Origin of the sequence: Agromyces allii (assembly GCF_009749385.1) — a bacterium.
GTDB classification, from domain to species: Bacteria; Actinomycetota; Actinomycetes; order Actinomycetales; family Microbacteriaceae; genus Agromyces; species Agromyces allii.
Genome location: NZ_WBIN01000019.1, coordinates 1 through 17107, shown reverse-complemented (window position 1 = coordinate 17107; position 17107 = coordinate 1). Strand labels below are relative to the sequence as shown.

Here is a 17107-nt window from a genome sequence, read left to right as displayed (position 1 = left end):
AGTCTCTGTAGTCGTCTACTGGCCAGGCTTAGATCTCGTCGATGTTCGACGACTCGAAGCGCGCGGAGATGTTGATGCCGAGCTCTTCCGCTGCGCGGAATGCCTCGTCATCGGTGTCGCGGAGGGAGACCGCGGTGCCGTCGGCCGAGAGGACCTCGACGTTCAGGCAGAGCGACTGCATCTCCTTCATGAGCACCTTGAAGGACTCGGGGATGCCGGGCTCCTGGATGTTCTCGCCCTTGACGATCGCCTCGTACACCTTGACGCGGCCGAGGATGTCGTCGGACTTGATCGTGAGGAGCTCCTGGAGCGCGTATGCGGCGCCGTAGGCCTCGAGGGCCCACACCTCCATCTCACCGAATCGCTGACCGCCGAACTGCGCCTTACCACCGAGCGGCTGCTGGGTGATCATCGAGTACGGGCCCGTCGAACGCGCGTGGATCTTGTCGTCGACGAGGTGGTGCAGCTTCAGGATGTACATGTAGCCGACCGAGACCGGGTACGGGAAGGGCTCACCGGAGCGGCCGTCGAAGAGCTGCGTCTTGCCGCTCGAGTCGATGAGGCGGTCGCCGTCGCGGTTGGGGAGCGTCGAGTCGAGCAGACCCGCGATCTCCTCCTCGAAGGCACCGTCGAACACCGGGGTGGCGACCTTGGTGCCCGGGGCGGCCTCGTGGGCTGCCTTCGGGAGCTTCTTGGCCCACGACGGGTTGCCCTCGACCTTCCAGCCCTGCTTGGCGACCCATCCGAGGTGGGTCTCGAGCACCTGGCCGAAGTTCATTCGACCGGGGATGCCGAGCGGGTTCAGGATGACGTCGACGGGGGTTCCGTCGGCGAGGAACGGCATGTCCTCGACCGGCAGGATCTTGGAGATGACGCCCTTGTTGCCGTGACGGCCGGCGAGCTTGTCGCCCTCGGTGATCTTGCGCTTCTGGGCGATGTAGACGACCACGCGCTGGTTGACGCCCGAGCCGAGCTCGTCGTCGTTCTCAGCCGAGAACTCCTTGACCGCGATGATCGTGCCCCGCTCGCCGTGAGGCACCTTCAGGGACGTGTCGCGGACCTCGCGGCTCTTCTCGTTGAAGATCGCGCGGAGCAGTCGCTCTTCGGCCGACAGCTCGGTCTCGCCCTTCGGCGTGACCTTGCCGACGAGGATGTCGCCGGGGCGGACCTCGGCGCCGATGCGGATGATGCCGCGCTCGTCGAGATCTGCCAGCAGGTCGGGGCTGACGTTGGGGAGGTCACGCGTGATCTCCTCCTTGCCGAGCTTCGTGTCGCGGGCGTCGACCTCGTACTCCTCGATGTGGATCGAGGAGAGCACGTCGTCCTTCACCAGGTTCTGGCTGAGGATGATCGCGTCTTCGAAGTTGTGGCCCTCCCACGGCATGAACGCCACGAGGAGGTTCTTGCCGAGCGCGAGCTCGCCGTTGTCGGTCGCGGGACCGTCGGCGATGACCTCGCCGGCCTCGATGCGCTCACCCGCGGTCACGATGACGCGGTTGTTGTACGACGTGCCCTGGTTGGAGCGGTCGAACTTGCGCAGCCAGTAGGTCTGCGTGCCGCCCTCGTCGAGCTGCACGGTGACCGAGTCGGCCGAGACCTCGGTGACGACACCGGGCTTGTCGGCGGTGACCACGTCGCCGGCGTCGATGGCCGCGTAGCCCTCCATGCCGGTTCCGACGAACGGCGAGTCGCTGCGGAGCAGCGGCACAGCCTGACGCTGCATGTTGGCACCCATGAGGGCGCGGTTCGCGTCGTCGTGCTCGAGGAAGGGGATGAGGGAGGTACCGACCGACACCATCTGGCGCGGCGAGACGTCCATGTAGCCGATCTCGCCTGCGGGGATCATGTCGACCTCTCCGCCGGTCTTGCGGGCGAGCACGCGCTCCTCGGAGAAGTGTCCGTCGGACTTCAGCGGTGCGTTTGCCTGCGCGACGATGACACCGTTCTCCTCCATGGCGGTGAGGTACTCGATCTCGTCGGTGACCTTGCCGCCGACGACCTTGCGGTAGGGCGTCTCGATGAATCCGAACGAGTTGATGCGGGCGAACGACGCGAGCGAGCCGATCAGGCCGATGTTCGGGCCTTCAGGGGTCTCGATCGGGCACATGCGGCCGTAGTGCGAGGGGTGGACGTCTCGGACCTCGACGCCGGCGCGGTCGCGCGAGAGACCGCCGGGGCCGAGCGCCGAGAGGCGACGCTTGTGGGTCAGGCCCGCGAGCGGGTTGTTCTGGTCCATGAACTGCGAGAGCTGCGACGTGCCGAAGAACTCCTTGATCGCGGCGACGACGGGTCGCACGTTGATCAGGGTCTGCGGGGTGATCGCCTCGATGTCCTGCGTGGTCATGCGCTCGCGGACGACGCGCTCCATGCGGGACAGGCCGGTGCGGACCTGGTTCTGGATCAGCTCGCCGACCGCACGGATGCGACGGTTGCCGAAGTTGTCGATGTCGTCGACGTCGAGGCGCAGCTCGATCGCCTGGCCGTTGCGACGGCCGGGCAGCGTGGTGCGCTCGTCGTGCAGCGCGACCAGGTACTTGATCGTGGCGACGATGTCTTCGACGGTCAGCACCGAGTCGGTGAGGGGAGCCTCGAGGCCGAGCTTGGTGTTGATCTTGTAGCGGCCGACCTTCGCGAGGTCGTAGCGCTTCGGGTTGAAGTAGAAGTTGTCGAGGAGCGCACGCGCGGCCTCGGCGGCGACCTGCTCGCCCGGACGCAGCTTGCGGTAGATGTCCTTGAGCGCCTCTTCCTTCGTGAGGATGTTGTCCTTCTCGAGGGTGAGGGCGATGGACTCGTAGCCGGCGAACTGCTCGAGGATCTCTTCGCTCGTGAGGCCGAGGGCCTTGAGGAAGACGGTGACCGACTGCTTGCGCTTGCGGTCGATGCGCACGCCGACCTGGTCGCGCTTGTCGATCTCGAACTCGAGCCATGCACCACGGCTCGGGATGACGCGAGCCGAGTAGATGTCCTTGTCGGACGTCTTCTCGGGGGTGCGCTCGAAGTAGACACCGGGCGAACGCACGAGCTGCGAGACGACGACGCGCTCGGTGCCGTTGATCACGAAGGTGCCGCGGGCGGTCATGAGCGGGAAGTCGCCCATGAAGACCGTCTGGGTCTTGATCTCACCGGTGAGGTGGTTCATGAACTCGGCGTTCACGTAGAGCGGTGCGGAGTAGGTCTTGCCCTTCTCCTTGCACTCGTCGATCGTGTACTTCGGCGGCTCGAGCTCGGGGTTCGTGAACGAGAGCTGCATGGTCTCGCCGAGGTCCTCGATCGGGGAGATCTCCTCGAAGATCTCCTCAAGACCGGTCGCCTCGGGCAGGTCCTTGCGGCCGGCCTCGACGGCCTCCTCGACGCGTGCCTTCCACGCGTCGTTGCCGACGAGCCAGTCGAAGGACTCGGTCTGCAGAGCGAGCAGGTCGGGTACGGTGAGGGTGTCGGTGACCTTGGCGAACGAGAGACGGCTTGCACCGCGTCCGTTCTTGGGAGTGGGCGTGGTCGCGTTGCGCGCAGCAGCCAAGTGAATAACCTCCATCGGCCCCGTCGGGCCGGTTCACTGTCGGTAGCGGAGAGAATTGCCCCGAGACGCGTGCCGATGCCGGTTTGAACCCGACATGCGAAGCCGACCGCAATATGAAGGCATAGTGGGTCTGGGAGCGCAAAGGTTAACCATATACTTTGCGACCCGCCGTGTCCAGCTGATTCTTGATTTGTTCGCCGGTCTCAGGTATAACCCAGCTTCCGGATGCCGCGGCGCCCGGTGATGCACGACGAAACCCGCCGATCAGGGGGCTGATCGACGGGTTTCGAGCGCGTGCGGGCGCCGCTCACGCAGCCGCCTCTCGCACGGCTCGATGGAGGTCCGTGCTGCGGTGTTCGGGCGTCACGCCCACTCGACGCGCACGGTGTCGGGGCGGCCCGGCACGATGCTGACGTCGAGGGTGGAGCCGGGCAGGGCCCTGGCGAGGTGGAGGGGCGCGAGCTGCTCGGTGCGCGTCACGGGCAGCGGAACGCCGCCCGGCATGAGCACGTGCAGGTCGAGCTCGACGAGCGCGTTCATGCCGAACATCATCGGCAGCTGCCGGGCGTCGAGCACCGTGGCCGTGGTGCGCAGTCGTTGCGCCTCGAGGTGGGGCTCCGGGGCCGAGGGGGTGGTGGCGGCCATCATGCGGCTCGCCTGCTCCATCGAGGCCTGGGCCTGCGCCAGCTGCGCACCGACATCCATGCGACTCTGCATCTCGTGGCCCTGGCGGGTCAGCGTGGCGAGGTCCTTGAGGAAGCCCACGTCACACCGCCGAGTAGAGCTCGTTGAAGCGGCGGCCGACACCGCGGTCGGCCTGGATGCGCGCACCCCAGCCGGCTGCGGCGGCGTCCCATGAGGGGCCGTCGACGCCGAACATCGCGGCGACGGTCGGCAGCATGGCCGCGTCGTAGCCATAGGCGGCGATGCCCTTCGAGATGCGGGCGTACCGCTCGAGGTCGACGCCGGCGATCGGCTCGAGGGCGCCGGGAGCGGCCTCGGCGGTCATCGCGTACGCGGCCTGCGCGTTCATCTGCTGCTGGTACTGGGCGGACTGCGCCTGGAGGGTGTTCGCCTGGTCGATGAGGCCGGGGGCCGCCTTGACCATCTGCGCCATGTCGCCGAACTGCTTGAAGAGACCCATGATCGTGCTCCTGATCCGTGTGATTCGTGGTTCCGATGAGGTGCGGAGTGTGCGGGGCCGATCCGGCCGCGAGGGCCGCACGACCCGATGACACCGAGGTTCCCGCGCCGGGTGCACCCGCCGGATGGGCATGGCCTGCTCAACTGCCCGGCATCGCTTACTCAGGCGGCGGCGGGCATTGCTCAGGCGGGCGGGCGCACTGCCCATCGATACCCCCCTTTGCGGGGTACTGCGCCCGGCGGCCGGCAGTCGTACAGTGAACCCACCCGCGCTCCCGGCCCGGTGGCGGCGAACGACCGAAGGACGGCCATGGTCTCGATCGGCCCCGAGCTCGACGGCACGTGGCCGCTCGTGGGTCGCGACGCGCAGCTCGAGCGGGCCGTCGGGGCGTTGGCCGCCGGTCGCTCCCGGTCGGTGTTCCTCTACGGGCCGTCGGGCATCGGCAAGAGCAGCATCCAGTCGGCCGTCGCCGAACGGCTCACGGACGACGGATGGCTCGTGCTCACCGCGAGCGGCAACCCGGCGCTGTCCGCGGTGCCGTTCGCCACGTTCGCTCCGGCCATCGCTCGTGGCGTCGCGAACCCGGTGCTGCCCTCGGCGTCGGACCCGCTGCTGCTGTTCACGTCGACGAGCGCGACCATCGCCGACCTCGCGGCCGGCCGCAGGGTGCTGCTCGCGGTCGACGACCTCTCATGGGCCGACACCGTGTCGATCGCCCTGATCGCCCAGCTCGCGGCGGCGGGCGGCCTGAGCGTGATCGCGACGCTGCCCGAGGGCCAGCCCGTTCCCGACGGCATCCTGCCGATCGCGGGGGCATCCGACTCGCTGCGCCTCGACATCGCCCCGCTCGAGCTCGACGAGGTCACCGAGCTGCTGGCCACGGTGCTCGGCGCGCCCATCGCGCATCGCGACGCGGTGGGCCTGCACCGCACGTCGCACGGCAATCCGCTGTTCCTGCGCGAGCTCGTGCTCGGGGCCGCGCAATCCGGCTCGCTCGTGCTGGCCGACGGGCACTGGCAGCTCACGGGTGATCCGAGCGGCACCCCGGCGCTGCGCGACCTGATCCGCGCCCGCCTCCGCGCCCTCGGGCCCGAGGAGCGCGACGCGGTCGAACGCCTCGCGCTCTGCGAACCGCTCGGCGTCGACGAGTTCGCGCGACCGGGCGCGGCCGAGGCGCTCGCCGAGCTCGAGCAGCGCGGCCTGATCCTCGTCGACGAGTCGGGGCACGGCGTCGCGCTGACGCTCGCCCATCCGCACTACGCGGCCGCGGTGCGCGAGTCGCTCCCCCGCATCCGCGCGATCTCGCTGCTCGCCGAGCAGGCCGATCTCGTGTCGAGCCTGCCGATGACGCCCGTCGACGAGCTCCGGGTCGCGACCTGGCGCCTCGACGCCGGCCGCCCGTCCGATCCCGACCTGCTCGTGCGGTCGGCGGCCCTCGCCCAGCGCGCGCACGACCACCGCACCGCGGCCCGCCTCGTCGAGGCCGCGATCGAGGCGGGGGCGACGGATGCCGCGGCGCACCTGCTGCACGGAGAGCTGCTGTGGTCGCTCGGCCGCGGCCCGGAGGCGCTCGAGGCCCTCGCCGACGCCGAGAGCGCGGCGCGCGGCACCGAGCATCCCGAGGCGCTGCTCGCCGTGATCGCGACGAAGCGGGCCGACATCTACGGCGGCGATCCGCTCGGCAGCGAACGCGGCATCCGGCTGCTCGACGAGATCGGTCGGGCGCTGCCCGAACAGTTGCCCATGCTGCTCATCAGCAAGGCGACGCTCGTGCTGCACCTGCTCCGCGCCGAGGAGGCGCTCGCGCTCGTCGACGAGGCGTCGGCGAAACTCGGCGAGAGCCCGGTCGAACGCGCGCTCGTCTCGCTCGCGCGCTCGATGCCGCTCTCGCAGCTGCAGCGCTCGCCCGAGGCGGTCGCCGAGGCCGAGGCGGCCGTCGCGTACGCCTCAGGGGCGGGCGCGCACATCCCCAGGCGGCGAGCGCAGATCCCCTACGCCTACGCCCTCATCGAGACCGACCGGTACACCGACGCGCGCACGGTCACGATCGAGATGCTGCACGACGCGATCCGCAACGAGGACGAGCTCACCGCCCGCCATGCAGAGTTCCTCATGGGCCGCCAGTTCTGGGCCGCCGGCCGGCTCGACACCGCGGCTCGATGGTTCCGCGACACGCTGAGCGGCGCCGAGCTGCGCGGTCCCGCGTCGCTGCGCGGCCCGTCGCTCGGATTCCTCACCGTCATCGCGTGCATGCAGGGCGACCTCGAACGCGCCCGCGAGGTGCGCGCCCGGTTCGGCCCGGGCTACGACCGCGAAGACACCCTCACCGCGCTCTCCGACGCGTGGATCGCGCGCCTCGAGGGCGACACCGACGGCGCGGCGCAGATCCTGCTCACGCGCGTGGAGCAGGTGCTGCCCCGCGGCGCGAACAACGTGGCCGCGTCGTTCCTGCACACGCTCGCCCGGCTCGGCTCCCCCGCGCACGCGAAGGACGCCGCCGAACGGCTCGAGTCGCTCGGCGCGCTGACCGGCGCCCCCGAGATCGGCCTGCGGGCCGGGCACGCGCGCGCCGAGGCATCCGCCGACGCCGTGCTGCTTCGCGAGGTCGGCGCCGAGTGGGAGCGCCGCGGGGCCCTGATCTTCGCGGCCGAGGCGTTCGCGTCGGCCGGCCAGGCCGCACGGGCCGACGGCGACGGTCGCGACGCGTCGGCCGACCTGCAACGGGCCGCCGCACTCGCCGCCGCCTGCGAGGGCGCGCGCACGCCGCTGCTGACCTTCACCGACGGCAGCGAGCCGCTCACGCCCCGCGAACGCGAGATCGCGTCGCTCGCCGCGCAGGGGCTCAGCTCGAACGAGATCGCGCAGCGCCTCTTCCTCTCGCCGCGCACCGTGAACAACCACCTGCAGGCGACCTACTCGAAGCTCGGCATCCGAGGACGGCACGAACTGCAGCTGTGAAGGGGCCGCCCGTCAGTCGCCGGCGAGCTCGGCTGCCTCGACGAGCGGATGCCGGGGCTCGCCCGACGTGTCGGCGCTCACGAGGTCGGCGCTCACGAGGCCGGCGCTCACGATGTCGGCGCGGAGGTCCTCGAGGCGCGCGCCGACCACGACGACGGCCTCGTTCGCGACCCCGAGGTCGGCCAGGGTCGTCATCAGCGTGCCCACGACCCGGTCGAACGCGGCATCCGTGATCTCGAGGCCCTCGTGCGCCTCACCGGCGGTGCGTCCGCTGAAGACCTGAGGACCGCCGAACGCGGCCGAGAGGAACGCCCGCTGGTGCGCCTTGAGCCGCTCGACGTCGACGTCGGCGAACCACGGCGCGAGCTCGGGGTCGGCCGCGATGCGGTTGTAGAGCACCGTGACGGCCGTGCGCACGCCGTCGCTGCCGCCGAGCTCGTCGTAGATCGGGTGCATGCGGGGCCTCCTGTCGTCGCCGTGCGCGGCGTGCATCCCAGCATCGCGGATCGCACGCGCCGTCGGAATGAGCAATCGTTGCTCAACTCGGCACGTGGCGCGACGCGCTCACGACGGCGCGCTCCGCGGCACGGTGTCGACGCGCCCCTAGGCTGACCCCATCGACGAGGAGGTCCGTGTGAGCCCGAACGCCCCCGACCAGCAGCACCCGAGCGCTGCGCCGACCGGCGCACCGACGCGGTCCCCCGCCGCGACGGCGCTTCGGGGGTATCGCCGAACGGCGATCGTCGTGCTCGTGGCGTCGCTGTCGATCACGGCCGTCGTCGGCATCGTGACGCTCCTGAGCGGCGAGTTCGGCGAGGTGCAGGGCCGGGTGCTCGGCACGACGCTCCTCATCGCCGGCGCGAGCATCCTCGCGCTCTGCCATCTCACCGTGGTCGCACGTCCGGTCCGCCTCGTCGGCTTCATCGGACTCGGCGCCAGCGCCGTCGTGCTCGTCATCGGCCTCGTGCTCATCTGGACGCCCTGGTACGACAACGGCGGCGGATGGCCGGCCGAGCTCTGGCGGTGGTTCGGCATCACGTCGATCGTCGCGGTGAGCCTCGCGCACGCGAACCTGCTCCTCCAGCTCTCGGGCCGTCGTCGCCGAGCCGTGCGCATCGCCCTCTGGATCACGCTCGCGGCCATCGCGGTCGTCGCGGTGCTGCTCGTGATCCCGCTGCTCACCGACTGGAAGATCCCGGGCGACGACGGCGAGACCTACTGGCGGTGGTTCGGCGTCGTCGCGATCATCGACGCGCTCGGCACCGTCGTGCTGCCGGTGGTCGCCCTCCTCGTGCGCGACCAGCCGGTGCAGGCGGCGGATGCCGCGGGCCCGGCGCCCGCCGAAGGCCCCACGCGGGTCGAAGCCACGCCCGCCGTCGCCGACGGCCCGGCCGCGACATCCGACCCCGACGCCCTCGAACGGCGCATCGCCGACCTCGCGGCACGCACGGGACTCGATCGAACGGCCCTGCTCGAGGCCGCGCTCGACGCGTTCGAGACGCGCGCCGACCACGGCTGAGGCCTGCCGCCCGTACGTCCGCGCGTGGGACGATGCCTGCATGACCCGCATCGAGTTCGAGGCCGACGTCTTCAGTCCGCACGGGCTGACGCTGCTCGTCGACGGCTCGGCGCAGTCGCACCTCGACCTCGACGACCCCACGCACCTCTTCTTCGAGTACCTGCGGCGGGTCGGCCACGTGGTCGACGCGATCGCGCTGCCCGGCGCCCCGATCGCCGTGCTGCACCTCGGCGGCGGTGCGCTGACGCTCCCCCGGTACGTCGACGCGACCCGGCCGGGTTCGATCCAGATAGTCGTCGACCACGACGCCGAGCTCATCGAGGTCGTGCGGGCCAAGGCGCCGTGGCCGGCATCCGGCATCGAGGTGCGCATCGTCGACGCCGAGCTCGCCGTGCGCGATTCGGCGGCGCGGGGCGAGCACTTCGACGTCGTGGTGATCGACGTGTACACCCACCTCGACGCGCCGGCGTTCGTCGACGACCCCTCCTTCCTCGCGGCGTGCCTCGGCCTGCTGCGCGAGGGCGGCGTCGTCGTCGTCAACATCGCGGATGCCGCGGGGCTGGCGCGGCTGCGCACCTCGGCGCGCGCGTTCGCGAGGGCCGTTCCCGGCGCCGAGCTGCTCGCCGTCGGCGACGCGCACGTGCTCGACGGCGGCGAGGAGGGCAACACCGTGCTCGTCGCGACCTCCGGAACCCTGCCGGAGGCGATCGCGCTGCGGCTCGACGCCGGCGGGCCGTTCCCCGTGACCGTGCTGGCCGGCGCGAAGCTCGACTTCGCCCTCTGGGGAGCCTGCTGAGCGCAGCGAACGCCGGCGACCAGGGGGCGCACGGCGAGGGCGCGGTAGCGTGGCCTCCGTGCCAGAAGACCCCTCGCTCGAACGCCGCCTCTCGGTGAGCGGACACCTCGCACGCCTCGAGGAGTCGCGGCAGGTGCCCGGCTCCTGGACCCTCACGGTCGACGGCACCCCGCAGTCGCACGTCGAACTCGACCGGCCCGACTGGCTCGGGTTCGAGTACGTGCGGCGCATCGGCCACGCGATCGACCTCGTGCGACCCGAGGGCGAGGCCATCACGGCCGTGCACCTCGGCGGCGGCGCGCTCACCCTCCCCCGCTACGTGGCCGCGACCCGCCCCGGATCCCGGCAGCAGGTCGTCGAGCTCGAGTCCGACCTCGTCGACCTCGTGCGCGAGCACCTGCCGCTGCCGCGCGGCGCCCAGGTGCGGGTGCGCCACGGCGACGCGCGCGAGGTGCTCGCGAAGCTGCCCGCCGGCCTCGACGGCGCGGTCGACCTCGCCGTCGTCGACATCTTCTCGGGTGCGCGCACGCCCGCGCACGTCACGAGCGTCGAGTTCTACGAACTGCTCGAGCGCCGCCTCGCCCCGCACGGCATCGCGACCGCGAACGTCGCCGACGGCGCCGGGCTCGCGTTCGCCCGATCGCAGGCGGCGACCCTCTCGCAGGTGTTCGAGCACGTGGCGCTCGCGGCCGACGCGTCGATGCTCAAGGGGCGCCGCTTCGGCAACGTCGTCATGTACGCCTCGCACGCCGAACTGCCCTTCGCGGGTCTGCCGCGACGTCTCGCGAGCGATCCGGCGCCCGCCCGCCTCGTCGAGGGCGAGGAGCTGCGCCGCTTCATCGCCGGGGCTCCCGCCGTGACCGACGCGACCGCGGTGCCGTCGCCGCCGCCCGCGCGCTCGGTGTTCCTCAAGCGCTGAGGCGGGTCCGACCGCGCGGCGCCCGCCACCGGCATCCGCTCGACCGCGCTCAGGCGTCGCGCGAGCGGGGCGGATGCCGCGGCTCACGCGTGGCGGAAGCGCACCGCCTGGCCGGGCCGCACCTGCGCGAGCGCGTCGAGCGAGGCCGCAGCGACGACCGCGATCACGGGGTATCCGCCGGTGACGGGTCGGTCGGCGAGCAGGATCGTCGGCAGTCCGTCGCCCGCGACCTGCACGGATCCGGGCACGGTCGCCTCGCTCGGCAGCTCACCCGGCACGAGGCGCTCGAGCGGGGCGCCGAGCAGGCGCGCGCCGATGCGGTCGGCCTGCTCCGAGAGACGCCAGCCGCCGTCGAACAGCGCGGCGTGCGCGGCATCCGTGAACCAGTCGGTGCGGGGGCCGGGCAGCAGGCCGAGCGTGACCACGCCCTCGGGCGGCGGGAACGCGGCCTCGTGGTCGAGCAGCGGAACGGATGCCGCGGGCGGGGCCCCGATGGGCAGCACGTCGCCCGCGCGAACGGGCTCCGGTCCGAGCCCGGCGAGCGTGTCGCGCGATCGGGAGCCGAGCACGGGCGGCACGTCGAGTCCGCCGCGCACCGCGAGCACGTAGCGCACCCCCCGGGAGGCGAGGCCGAGCTCGAGCACGGAGCCCGGCAGCGCGCGGGCGGCCGTGTAGGGCGCGATGCGGCGCTCGTCGAGGCGCAGGTCGCCCCAGGCCCCTGCGACGGCGAACCAGGTCTCGGCGTCGAAGCGGGCGCGCAGCCCGCCCATCACGACCTCGAGCGCCGCAGCACCTGCCGGGTTGCCGACGAGCCGGTTCGCGAGGGCCAGCCCTCCGCGATCGAGGGCGCCGGACGACGAGACGCCGAGGTGCGCGAACCCGGGCCGGCCCAGGTCCTCGACGAGCGCGAGGGCCCCTGGGTGCTCGACGGTGAGCGTGCCGGCGGCCATCAGGCCTGCTCGAACCTGACGCGGCGGCCGGGCGCGAGCACGGCCGGATCGTTCGAGGCCGGGTCCCACAGGGTCGCGGCGGTGCGTCCGAGCAGGCGCCAGCCGCCCGGGCTCTGCCTCGGGTAGACGCCGCCGAATGCCCCGGCGACGGCCACCGACCCCGCGGGCACGCGCGGTCGAGGAGCCTCGAGCCGCGGCACCTCGAACGGCCACGCCTCGCTCACGAGGTAGCCGAAGCCGGGCGCGAAGCCGCCGAACGCGACGCGCCACTCGATGCCCGAGTGCCGGGCCACGAGCTCGTCGACCGAGACGTCGAGCACCTCGGCGGTCGCCGCCAGGTCGTCGCCGTCGTAGACCACCGGGATGCGCACGGCGTCGGCATGCGCACCCGCGACCCGGGAGCCGGCCTCGGCCGGGATGCGGCGCACCCAGGTGGCGGCGGACTCGAGCGGCATGCGCCCGGGGTCGACCGCGACGAGCAGCGTGCGCGCGGCCGGCACCAGCTCGACCACGCCGTCGGGGCGAGCGGCCTCGAGCGCGTCGTGCAGCGCCAGCACCTCGTCGAGCGAGTCGCACTCGACGAGCAGGGCCGCCTCGCCGCTCGGCAGCAGTCGGCGGGTCACGCGAACGCCTCGATCGAGACGCCCGCGCCCTCGAGGGCGGTGCGCACCGCACGGGCGATCGCGACCGAGCCCGGGGTGTCGCCGTGCAGGCAGAGCGAGTCGGGGGCGAGCTCGACCCGGCTGCCGTCGTCGGCCGCGATGCCCCCGGTCTCGACGAGCTCGAGCGCGCGGTCCGCGGCGGCCGCAGGGTCGTCGACCACGGCGCCGGGCTCGCCGCGCGGCACGAGCGAGCCGTCGGCCGCGTAGCCCCGATCCACGAAGGCCTCCCGCGCGAACCGCAGGCCCGCGGCATCCGTCGCCCGTTCGATCTCGCTCGCCGGCGGCCCGAGGACCGGCAGCGTCGGGTCGTAGGCCGCGACCGCCTCGACGAACGCGCGCGCCGCCGCCGCATCGGCCGCGAGCCGGTGGTACAGGGCACCGTGCGCCTTGACGTAGCGCACCCGGATGCCCGAGGCGCGGGCCACGCCGTCGAGCGCGCCGAGCTGCACGAGGAGCTCGGCGGCGATCTCGGCGGGGCTCGTGTCGAGCGCGCGACGGCCGAACCCGGCGAGGTCGCGGTAGCCAGGGTGCGCGCCGAGCACGACGCCCTCGCGGGCGGCCGACGCGGCGCTGCGGGCCATCGTGAGCGCGTCGCCCGCGTGGAATCCGCACGCCACGTTCGCACTCGTGACCACCCGGAACATCGCGTCGTCGTCGCCGACGCGCCAGGCTCCGAAGCTCTCGCCGAGGTCGCTGTTCAGGTCGATCGTCGGCTGCATGCGTTCCATTCTGCCGGGACGCGGCACAGACTGGGGGCGTGCGTATCGCGTCGGGTCGTCTCGTGGTCGCGGCTGCCGCGGCCGTGATCGCGGTCGCGCTCGTGTCGTGCACCGCACCCGCCGAGCGCACGGCACCCCCGTCGAGTCCTCCCGGCACGCCGACGCCGACCGCCTCGGCCACGCCCACCCCGAGCCCCTCGCCGACGCCCGTCGCCCCACCGGCCGTCATGGTGCCGACCGGGGTCGTCGAGACCATGGCCCAGGGCCTGCAGGCCCCCTGGTCGATCCTGCGGCTGCCCGACGGCGGCACGCTCGTGAGCGAACGCGACACGGCACGCATCGTCGAGGTGACAGCCGACGGCTCGCTCCGCGTCGCGGGCACCGTGCCCGACGTCGTGACGGGCGCCGAGGGCGGCCTGCTGGGCCTCGCGCACCTCGCGGGCGAGGGCGGCACCCCCGGGTACGTCTACGCCTACTTCACGGCGACGTCCGAGAACCGCATCGTGCGGATGCCGCTGAGCGGCGCTCCCGGCTCGCTCGCCGTTGGCGCTCCCGAGACCGTGCTCGGCGGCATCCCGCGCGGGGCGGCGAACCACCAGGGCGGCCGCATCGCCTTCGGACCCGACGGATTCCTCTACGCCACCGTCGGCGACGGGGGCCTGCGCGACCCCGCACAGGACCCGTCCTCGCTCGCGGGCAAGATCCTCCGCATGACCCCGGAGGGGCAGCCCGCGCCCGGCAACCCGTTCGGCTCGCTCGTCTACTCGATCGGGCACCGCAACCCCCAGGGACTCGCGTGGGACGCGACGGGCGCGATGTGGGCCGCCGAGTTCGGCCAGAACACGTGGGACGAGCTCAACCGCATCACGCCGGGCGCGAACTACGGCTGGCCGGTCGTCGAGGGGCAGGGCGGCGTCGCGGGCTACGTCGATCCCGTGCTGCAGTGGCCGACGTCCGAGGCGAGTCCGAGCGGGCTGGCGGTCGTCGGCGACACGCTCTTCCTCGCGGCCCTTCGCGGCGAACGGCTCTTGGCCGCGGCCCCCGCGTCGACCGGCGTCGCACCGCCCACCGCGTGGTTCGTCGACGAGCTCGGCCGGCTCCGCGACGTCGCCCCCGGGCCCGACGGCGAGCTCTGGGTGCTGACGAACAACACCGACGGCCGCGGCTCGCCCTCCGAAGGCGACGACCGGCTGCTGCGCGTGCGCCTCGCACCGGCCGGCTGACCCGGCGGGCCGACGACGCCGCCCGACCCACCGTCCGACTCCCCCGCAGACTCGCCGGCGGACCCGCCCGCCGTATCGGACACCCGCATCCGGGCCTGCCGCCGACGCGGCATCCGGGACTATTCTCGGTCTCATGGCGGATCTCGAGCGGGTGCGACGTTGGGCCGAGGCCCTCATCGTGCTGCACCTCGACCCGACGGTCTGGAGCTTCGGGTACGACAACGCCAAGAAGCGCGCGGGCCTCTGCAACTACACGTCGAAGCGCATCTCGGTCTCGCGCTATCTCGCGGCGCGCTACGACGACGACGAGATCCACCAGATCCTGCTGCACGAGGTGGCCCACGCGATGGCCGGGCCCCGTGCCGGGCACGGGCCGAAGTGGCGGCGCACGGCCGCCGAGATCGGCTACGTCGGCCGTCGCACGCACGACGGCGAGGTCGCCCACGAGCTCGCACCGTGGGTCGGCAGCTGCCCCGCGGGGCACGAGCACTTCCGCTACCGCGAACCCACGAGGCCGCTCAGCTGCGGCGTCTGCCACCGCGGCTTCGACCGGGCGAACCTGATCGTCTGGCACCGCCGCGAGATCACGGCCGCCGTGCGTCGACGCGCGGCGAGCGCGACCGCGGGCTGAGCCCCCGTGAGCGTTGCACGCGGCATCGCGGCCGCGCGCCGCCGACGCATGCGCCGATGGGAATACGACGACCCGTCTCACGACGCGACGCCGCCGGAACCGTGAGCGGATCGCGACATCCGACGGCCGTCCAGACCGCTAGCATTGCCGGGTGCCCGTCTCAACCGTGTCGATCCCCGTCGGACAATGGCTCGTCTCCAGCGAAGGCATTCGCTGGTGGTTCGACTCCGGTTCGTTCGCCCTCGACTTCGCCGTGACCGGCGCCCTCGGCGAGTCCGCCGCACCGAAGCTCGCGCCGGCCCCGACGGCGCACGAGCGCCTGCACGCCCCCGACGACCTGACCGAGTGGCTGCGCGAGCGCTTCCCGGTGGCCGTCGGATCGGCCCGTTCGCGCGACCTGTTCGACGCCGTCTCGCTGCGCGACGCGATCGTGCGCATGGCCCGCGCCGCCGCCCACGGCGAAGAGCTGCGCGGCGGCGACGTCGACGTCGTCAACCTCTACGCGGCCACCCCCGACATCCCGCCGTCGCTCGGCGGCGGCACCCGACAGGCCGGCCGCTCGGTGCACACCGTGCCGCAGGCGCTCGCCACCATCGCGCGCGACGCCGTCGACGTGTTCTCGCCCGAGAACGCCGGGCGCCTCCGCGAGTGCGACGGCCCCGACTGCCACATGGTCTACCTCGACACCTCGCGTGCCGCCACGCGCCGCTGGTGCTCGATGCAGCGCTGCGGCAACCGCGCCAAGGTCCGCGCCCACCGTGCGCGCAAGGCGAGCGCGAGCGGGCGCGTCACGCTCGACCAGACCGCGGCCTGACTCCGAGCCGCGGCCCCGCTCGGAGCTGCGATCGGAGCGGGCGGATGCCGCGGGCTACGCCCCGAACACCCCGCCGCGCAGCACGGGCACCACGTCGGTGACGTCGCGCTGCGTCGCCTGACGCACCTCGTCCTTGCGCCCCTCGGCTGCGAGCCCCGCGCCCGTGCCCGCAGCACCGATGAGGTGCACGGCCGCATGCTTCAGCCCCTCGAACGACGCGCACGCGACCGCGGCCTCGGGCGACGTGTGGTCGATGCCGAGTCGCACGAGCGCGTCGATCACCGCACCCGCGGTGAGCTGGTCCTCGATCGCGAAGCGGATGCCGGTGGCCGGAGCATGCGCGTCGCCCTCGCCGGCGGCGGCTCGCTCGCCCGCGGCGACGACCGCCACGAACACCCGCTCGCCGCGCGCCTCCTGCAGGGCGAGGATGCGACGGGCGACCGCCTCGCGGTTCCGGAGCGAGGCGGCGAGCACGACGACGTCGTGGCCGGCCAGTTCGCGCACGAGCTCGGCCGTCTCCGCGGACGCGGCATCCGGAGCCCCGCCCTCGGCGAGCGCGAACGTCTCGCCCCGCTCGGCGGCGAGCACGGCCTGCGTCGTGGCGAGCACCGCGTCGACGAGCACGACGACGTGCGCCCCCGACCGGATGCGCCGGGCACCGTCGACGCCCCAGTCGAACCGGACCTGGTACTTCGCCTGCCCGAGGGCGGCCGTCGAATCGCTCACCGCGACAGGCTAGCGCCGACCGGAGGCGAGCCCAGAACCGGGGCGGCGTTCATGACGCGACGCGGCGGCGCAGCGGGCTCCGCAGGGCCGCGCAGGAGGGGCCGCTCAGCGCCCCATGGCGTCGTACACGGCAAGCGCCTCGGCGTCGTTCGCGCGCGAGGTCGCACGGCGCGCAGCGTCGAGCGCGGCCACCGCGTCGGGTTCCTGCCTGGCGATGACGAGCTGCCGCTCGGCCTCGGCGAGGCGGGTGCGGGCGTCGGCGCCGACCCGTCCGCCGCCGTGCGCGATCGCGGCGTTCGCCGCCCGCAACTGGCTCTCGGCGATCGCGAGCGCTCCCCCGAGCGCGCTCCTGGCCCCGTCGATCCTGGACTGCGCGGCCCGCAACGCGGCTCGCGCCGCCTCGAGCCGGTCTCGCGCCACGCGCAGACGGTCTCGTGCGGCGAACGGGTCGGCCGCCCGCTGCGCGCGCGTGCCCAGGACCTCTGCGGCATCGGCGACGGCGGTCGCGAGCGCGGCGGCCGGTCCGGCG

General features: G+C 73.0%; 15 protein-coding genes and 1 pseudogene. 7 read left to right on the top strand and 9 right to left on the bottom strand.

Going from position 1 to position 17107, the window contains the following annotated elements:
- Positions 1 to 28: 28 nt before the first annotated feature.
- The 3 genes from rpoB to GQR16_RS19005 all read right to left on the bottom strand — a co-directional run bounded on the left by rpoB (position 29) and on the right by GQR16_RS19005 (position 4661).
- Positions 29 to 3517, bottom strand: a complete 3489-nt coding sequence (rpoB, locus tag GQR16_RS19015; protein ID WP_157416745.1) for a DNA-directed RNA polymerase subunit beta — start codon at positions 3515 to 3517, stop codon at positions 29 to 31.
- 363 nt (positions 3518 to 3880) lie between these two features.
- On the bottom strand, positions 3881 to 4282 hold the full coding sequence (locus tag GQR16_RS19010) for a hypothetical protein (RefSeq protein WP_157416744.1): 402 nt from the start codon (positions 4280 to 4282) through the stop codon (positions 3881 to 3883).
- A gap of 1 nt (position 4283) precedes the next feature.
- On the bottom strand, positions 4284 to 4661 hold the full coding sequence (locus tag GQR16_RS19005; protein ID WP_157416743.1) for a hypothetical protein: 378 nt from the start codon (positions 4659 to 4661) through the stop codon (positions 4284 to 4286).
- Positions 4662 to 4970: 309 nt separating this feature from the next.
- Here GQR16_RS19005 and GQR16_RS19000 point away from each other — a divergent pair, with 309 nt between their 5' ends.
- Positions 4971 to 7619, top strand: a complete 2649-nt coding sequence (locus GQR16_RS19000) for a helix-turn-helix transcriptional regulator (protein ID WP_170298577.1) — start codon at positions 4971 to 4973, stop codon at positions 7617 to 7619.
- A 12-nt stretch (positions 7620 to 7631) separates the two neighbouring features.
- Here the strand turns inward: GQR16_RS19000 and GQR16_RS18995 are convergent, their stop codons facing one another.
- The gene (locus GQR16_RS18995) at positions 7632 to 8075 is read right to left on the bottom strand and encodes a group I truncated hemoglobin (protein WP_157416741.1); all 444 of its coding nucleotides are present in this window, start codon (positions 8073 to 8075) and stop codon (positions 7632 to 7634) included.
- 178 nt (positions 8076 to 8253) lie between these two features.
- Here GQR16_RS18995 and GQR16_RS18990 point away from each other — a divergent pair, with 178 nt between their 5' ends.
- From GQR16_RS18990 to GQR16_RS18980, 3 genes are read left to right on the top strand one after another with little or no spacing between them, the layout of a single operon-like run.
- Positions 8254 to 9138 (top strand): hypothetical protein, encoded by an 885-nt coding sequence (locus tag GQR16_RS18990; protein WP_157416740.1) that lies wholly within the window; start codon positions 8254 to 8256, stop codon positions 9136 to 9138.
- A gap of 40 nt (positions 9139 to 9178) precedes the next feature.
- Positions 9179 to 9934, top strand: a complete 756-nt coding sequence (locus GQR16_RS18985; RefSeq protein ID WP_157416739.1) for a spermidine synthase — start codon at positions 9179 to 9181, stop codon at positions 9932 to 9934.
- 58 nt (positions 9935 to 9992) lie between these two features.
- Positions 9993 to 10853: a spermidine synthase gene (locus GQR16_RS18980; protein WP_157416738.1), complete on the top strand. Its 861-nt coding sequence runs from the start codon at positions 9993 to 9995 to the stop codon at positions 10851 to 10853.
- Between the two features lie 83 nt (positions 10854 to 10936).
- Here GQR16_RS18980 and GQR16_RS18975 read toward each other — a convergent pair whose 3' ends face one another.
- The 3 genes from GQR16_RS18975 to GQR16_RS18965 are packed head-to-tail and all read right to left on the bottom strand — an operon-like array spanning position 10937 to position 13184.
- Positions 10937 to 11803: a 5-oxoprolinase subunit C family protein gene (locus GQR16_RS18975; RefSeq protein ID WP_157416737.1), complete on the bottom strand. Its 867-nt coding sequence runs from the start codon at positions 11801 to 11803 to the stop codon at positions 10937 to 10939.
- On the bottom strand, positions 11803 to 12426 hold the full coding sequence (locus tag GQR16_RS18970; RefSeq protein ID WP_157416736.1) for a 5-oxoprolinase subunit B family protein: 624 nt from the start codon (positions 12424 to 12426) through the stop codon (positions 11803 to 11805). Before GQR16_RS18970 ends, GQR16_RS18975 begins: the two co-directional genes overlap by 1 nt.
- A complete protein-coding gene (locus GQR16_RS18965; RefSeq protein ID WP_157416735.1) occupies positions 12423 to 13184 on the bottom strand; it encodes a LamB/YcsF family protein in 762 nt (253 codons plus the stop codon). The genes GQR16_RS18970 and GQR16_RS18965 overlap by 4 nt, the downstream gene beginning before the upstream one ends.
- Positions 13185 to 13222: 38 nt before the next feature.
- Here GQR16_RS18965 and GQR16_RS18960 point away from each other — a divergent pair, with 38 nt between their 5' ends.
- From GQR16_RS18960 to GQR16_RS18950, 3 genes are all read left to right on the top strand, one after another.
- Entirely contained in the window at positions 13223 to 14407 is a 1185-nt protein-coding gene (locus GQR16_RS18960) for a PQQ-dependent sugar dehydrogenase (protein WP_246200942.1), read from the top strand.
- A gap of 133 nt (positions 14408 to 14540) precedes the next feature.
- Positions 14541 to 15038, top strand: a complete 498-nt coding sequence (locus tag GQR16_RS18955) for a SprT-like domain-containing protein (RefSeq protein WP_157416734.1) — start codon at positions 14541 to 14543, stop codon at positions 15036 to 15038.
- A gap of 151 nt (positions 15039 to 15189) precedes the next feature.
- Positions 15190 to 15852, top strand: a complete 663-nt coding sequence (locus tag GQR16_RS18950) for a CGNR zinc finger domain-containing protein (protein ID WP_246200941.1) — start codon at positions 15190 to 15192, stop codon at positions 15850 to 15852.
- Positions 15853 to 15906: 54 nt separating this feature from the next.
- Here the strand turns inward: GQR16_RS18950 and GQR16_RS18945 are convergent, their stop codons facing one another.
- Positions 15907 to 16578, bottom strand: a complete 672-nt coding sequence (locus GQR16_RS18945; RefSeq protein ID WP_157416733.1) for a 2-phosphosulfolactate phosphatase — start codon at positions 16576 to 16578, stop codon at positions 15907 to 15909.
- A gap of 105 nt (positions 16579 to 16683) precedes the next feature.
- Positions 16684 to 17107, bottom strand: a pseudogene (locus GQR16_RS19700) (hypothetical protein); the annotation flags it as partial.

Bases quoted from the DNA above. Each gene is read 5' to 3' on its own strand.
- GQR16_RS18965 (WP_157416735.1), bottom strand. From the start codon at position 13,184: ATGCAGCCGACGATCGACCTGAACAGCGACCTCGGCGAGAGCTTCGGA.
- GQR16_RS18995 (WP_157416741.1), bottom strand. From the start codon at position 8,075: ATGCACCCGATCTACGACGAGCTCGGCGGCAGCGACGGCGTGCGCACG.
- GQR16_RS18985 (WP_157416739.1), top strand. From the start codon at position 9,179: ATGACCCGCATCGAGTTCGAGGCCGACGTCTTCAGTCCGCACGGGCTG.
- GQR16_RS19005 (WP_157416743.1), bottom strand. From the start codon at position 4,661: ATGGGTCTCTTCAAGCAGTTCGGCGACATGGCGCAGATGGTCAAGGCG.
- GQR16_RS19000 (WP_170298577.1), top strand. From the start codon at position 4,971: ATGGTCTCGATCGGCCCCGAGCTCGACGGCACGTGGCCGCTCGTGGGT.
- GQR16_RS18975 (WP_157416737.1), bottom strand. From the start codon at position 11,803: ATGGCCGCCGGCACGCTCACCGTCGAGCACCCAGGGGCCCTCGCGCTC.
- GQR16_RS18955 (WP_157416734.1), top strand. From the start codon at position 14,541: ATGGCGGATCTCGAGCGGGTGCGACGTTGGGCCGAGGCCCTCATCGTG.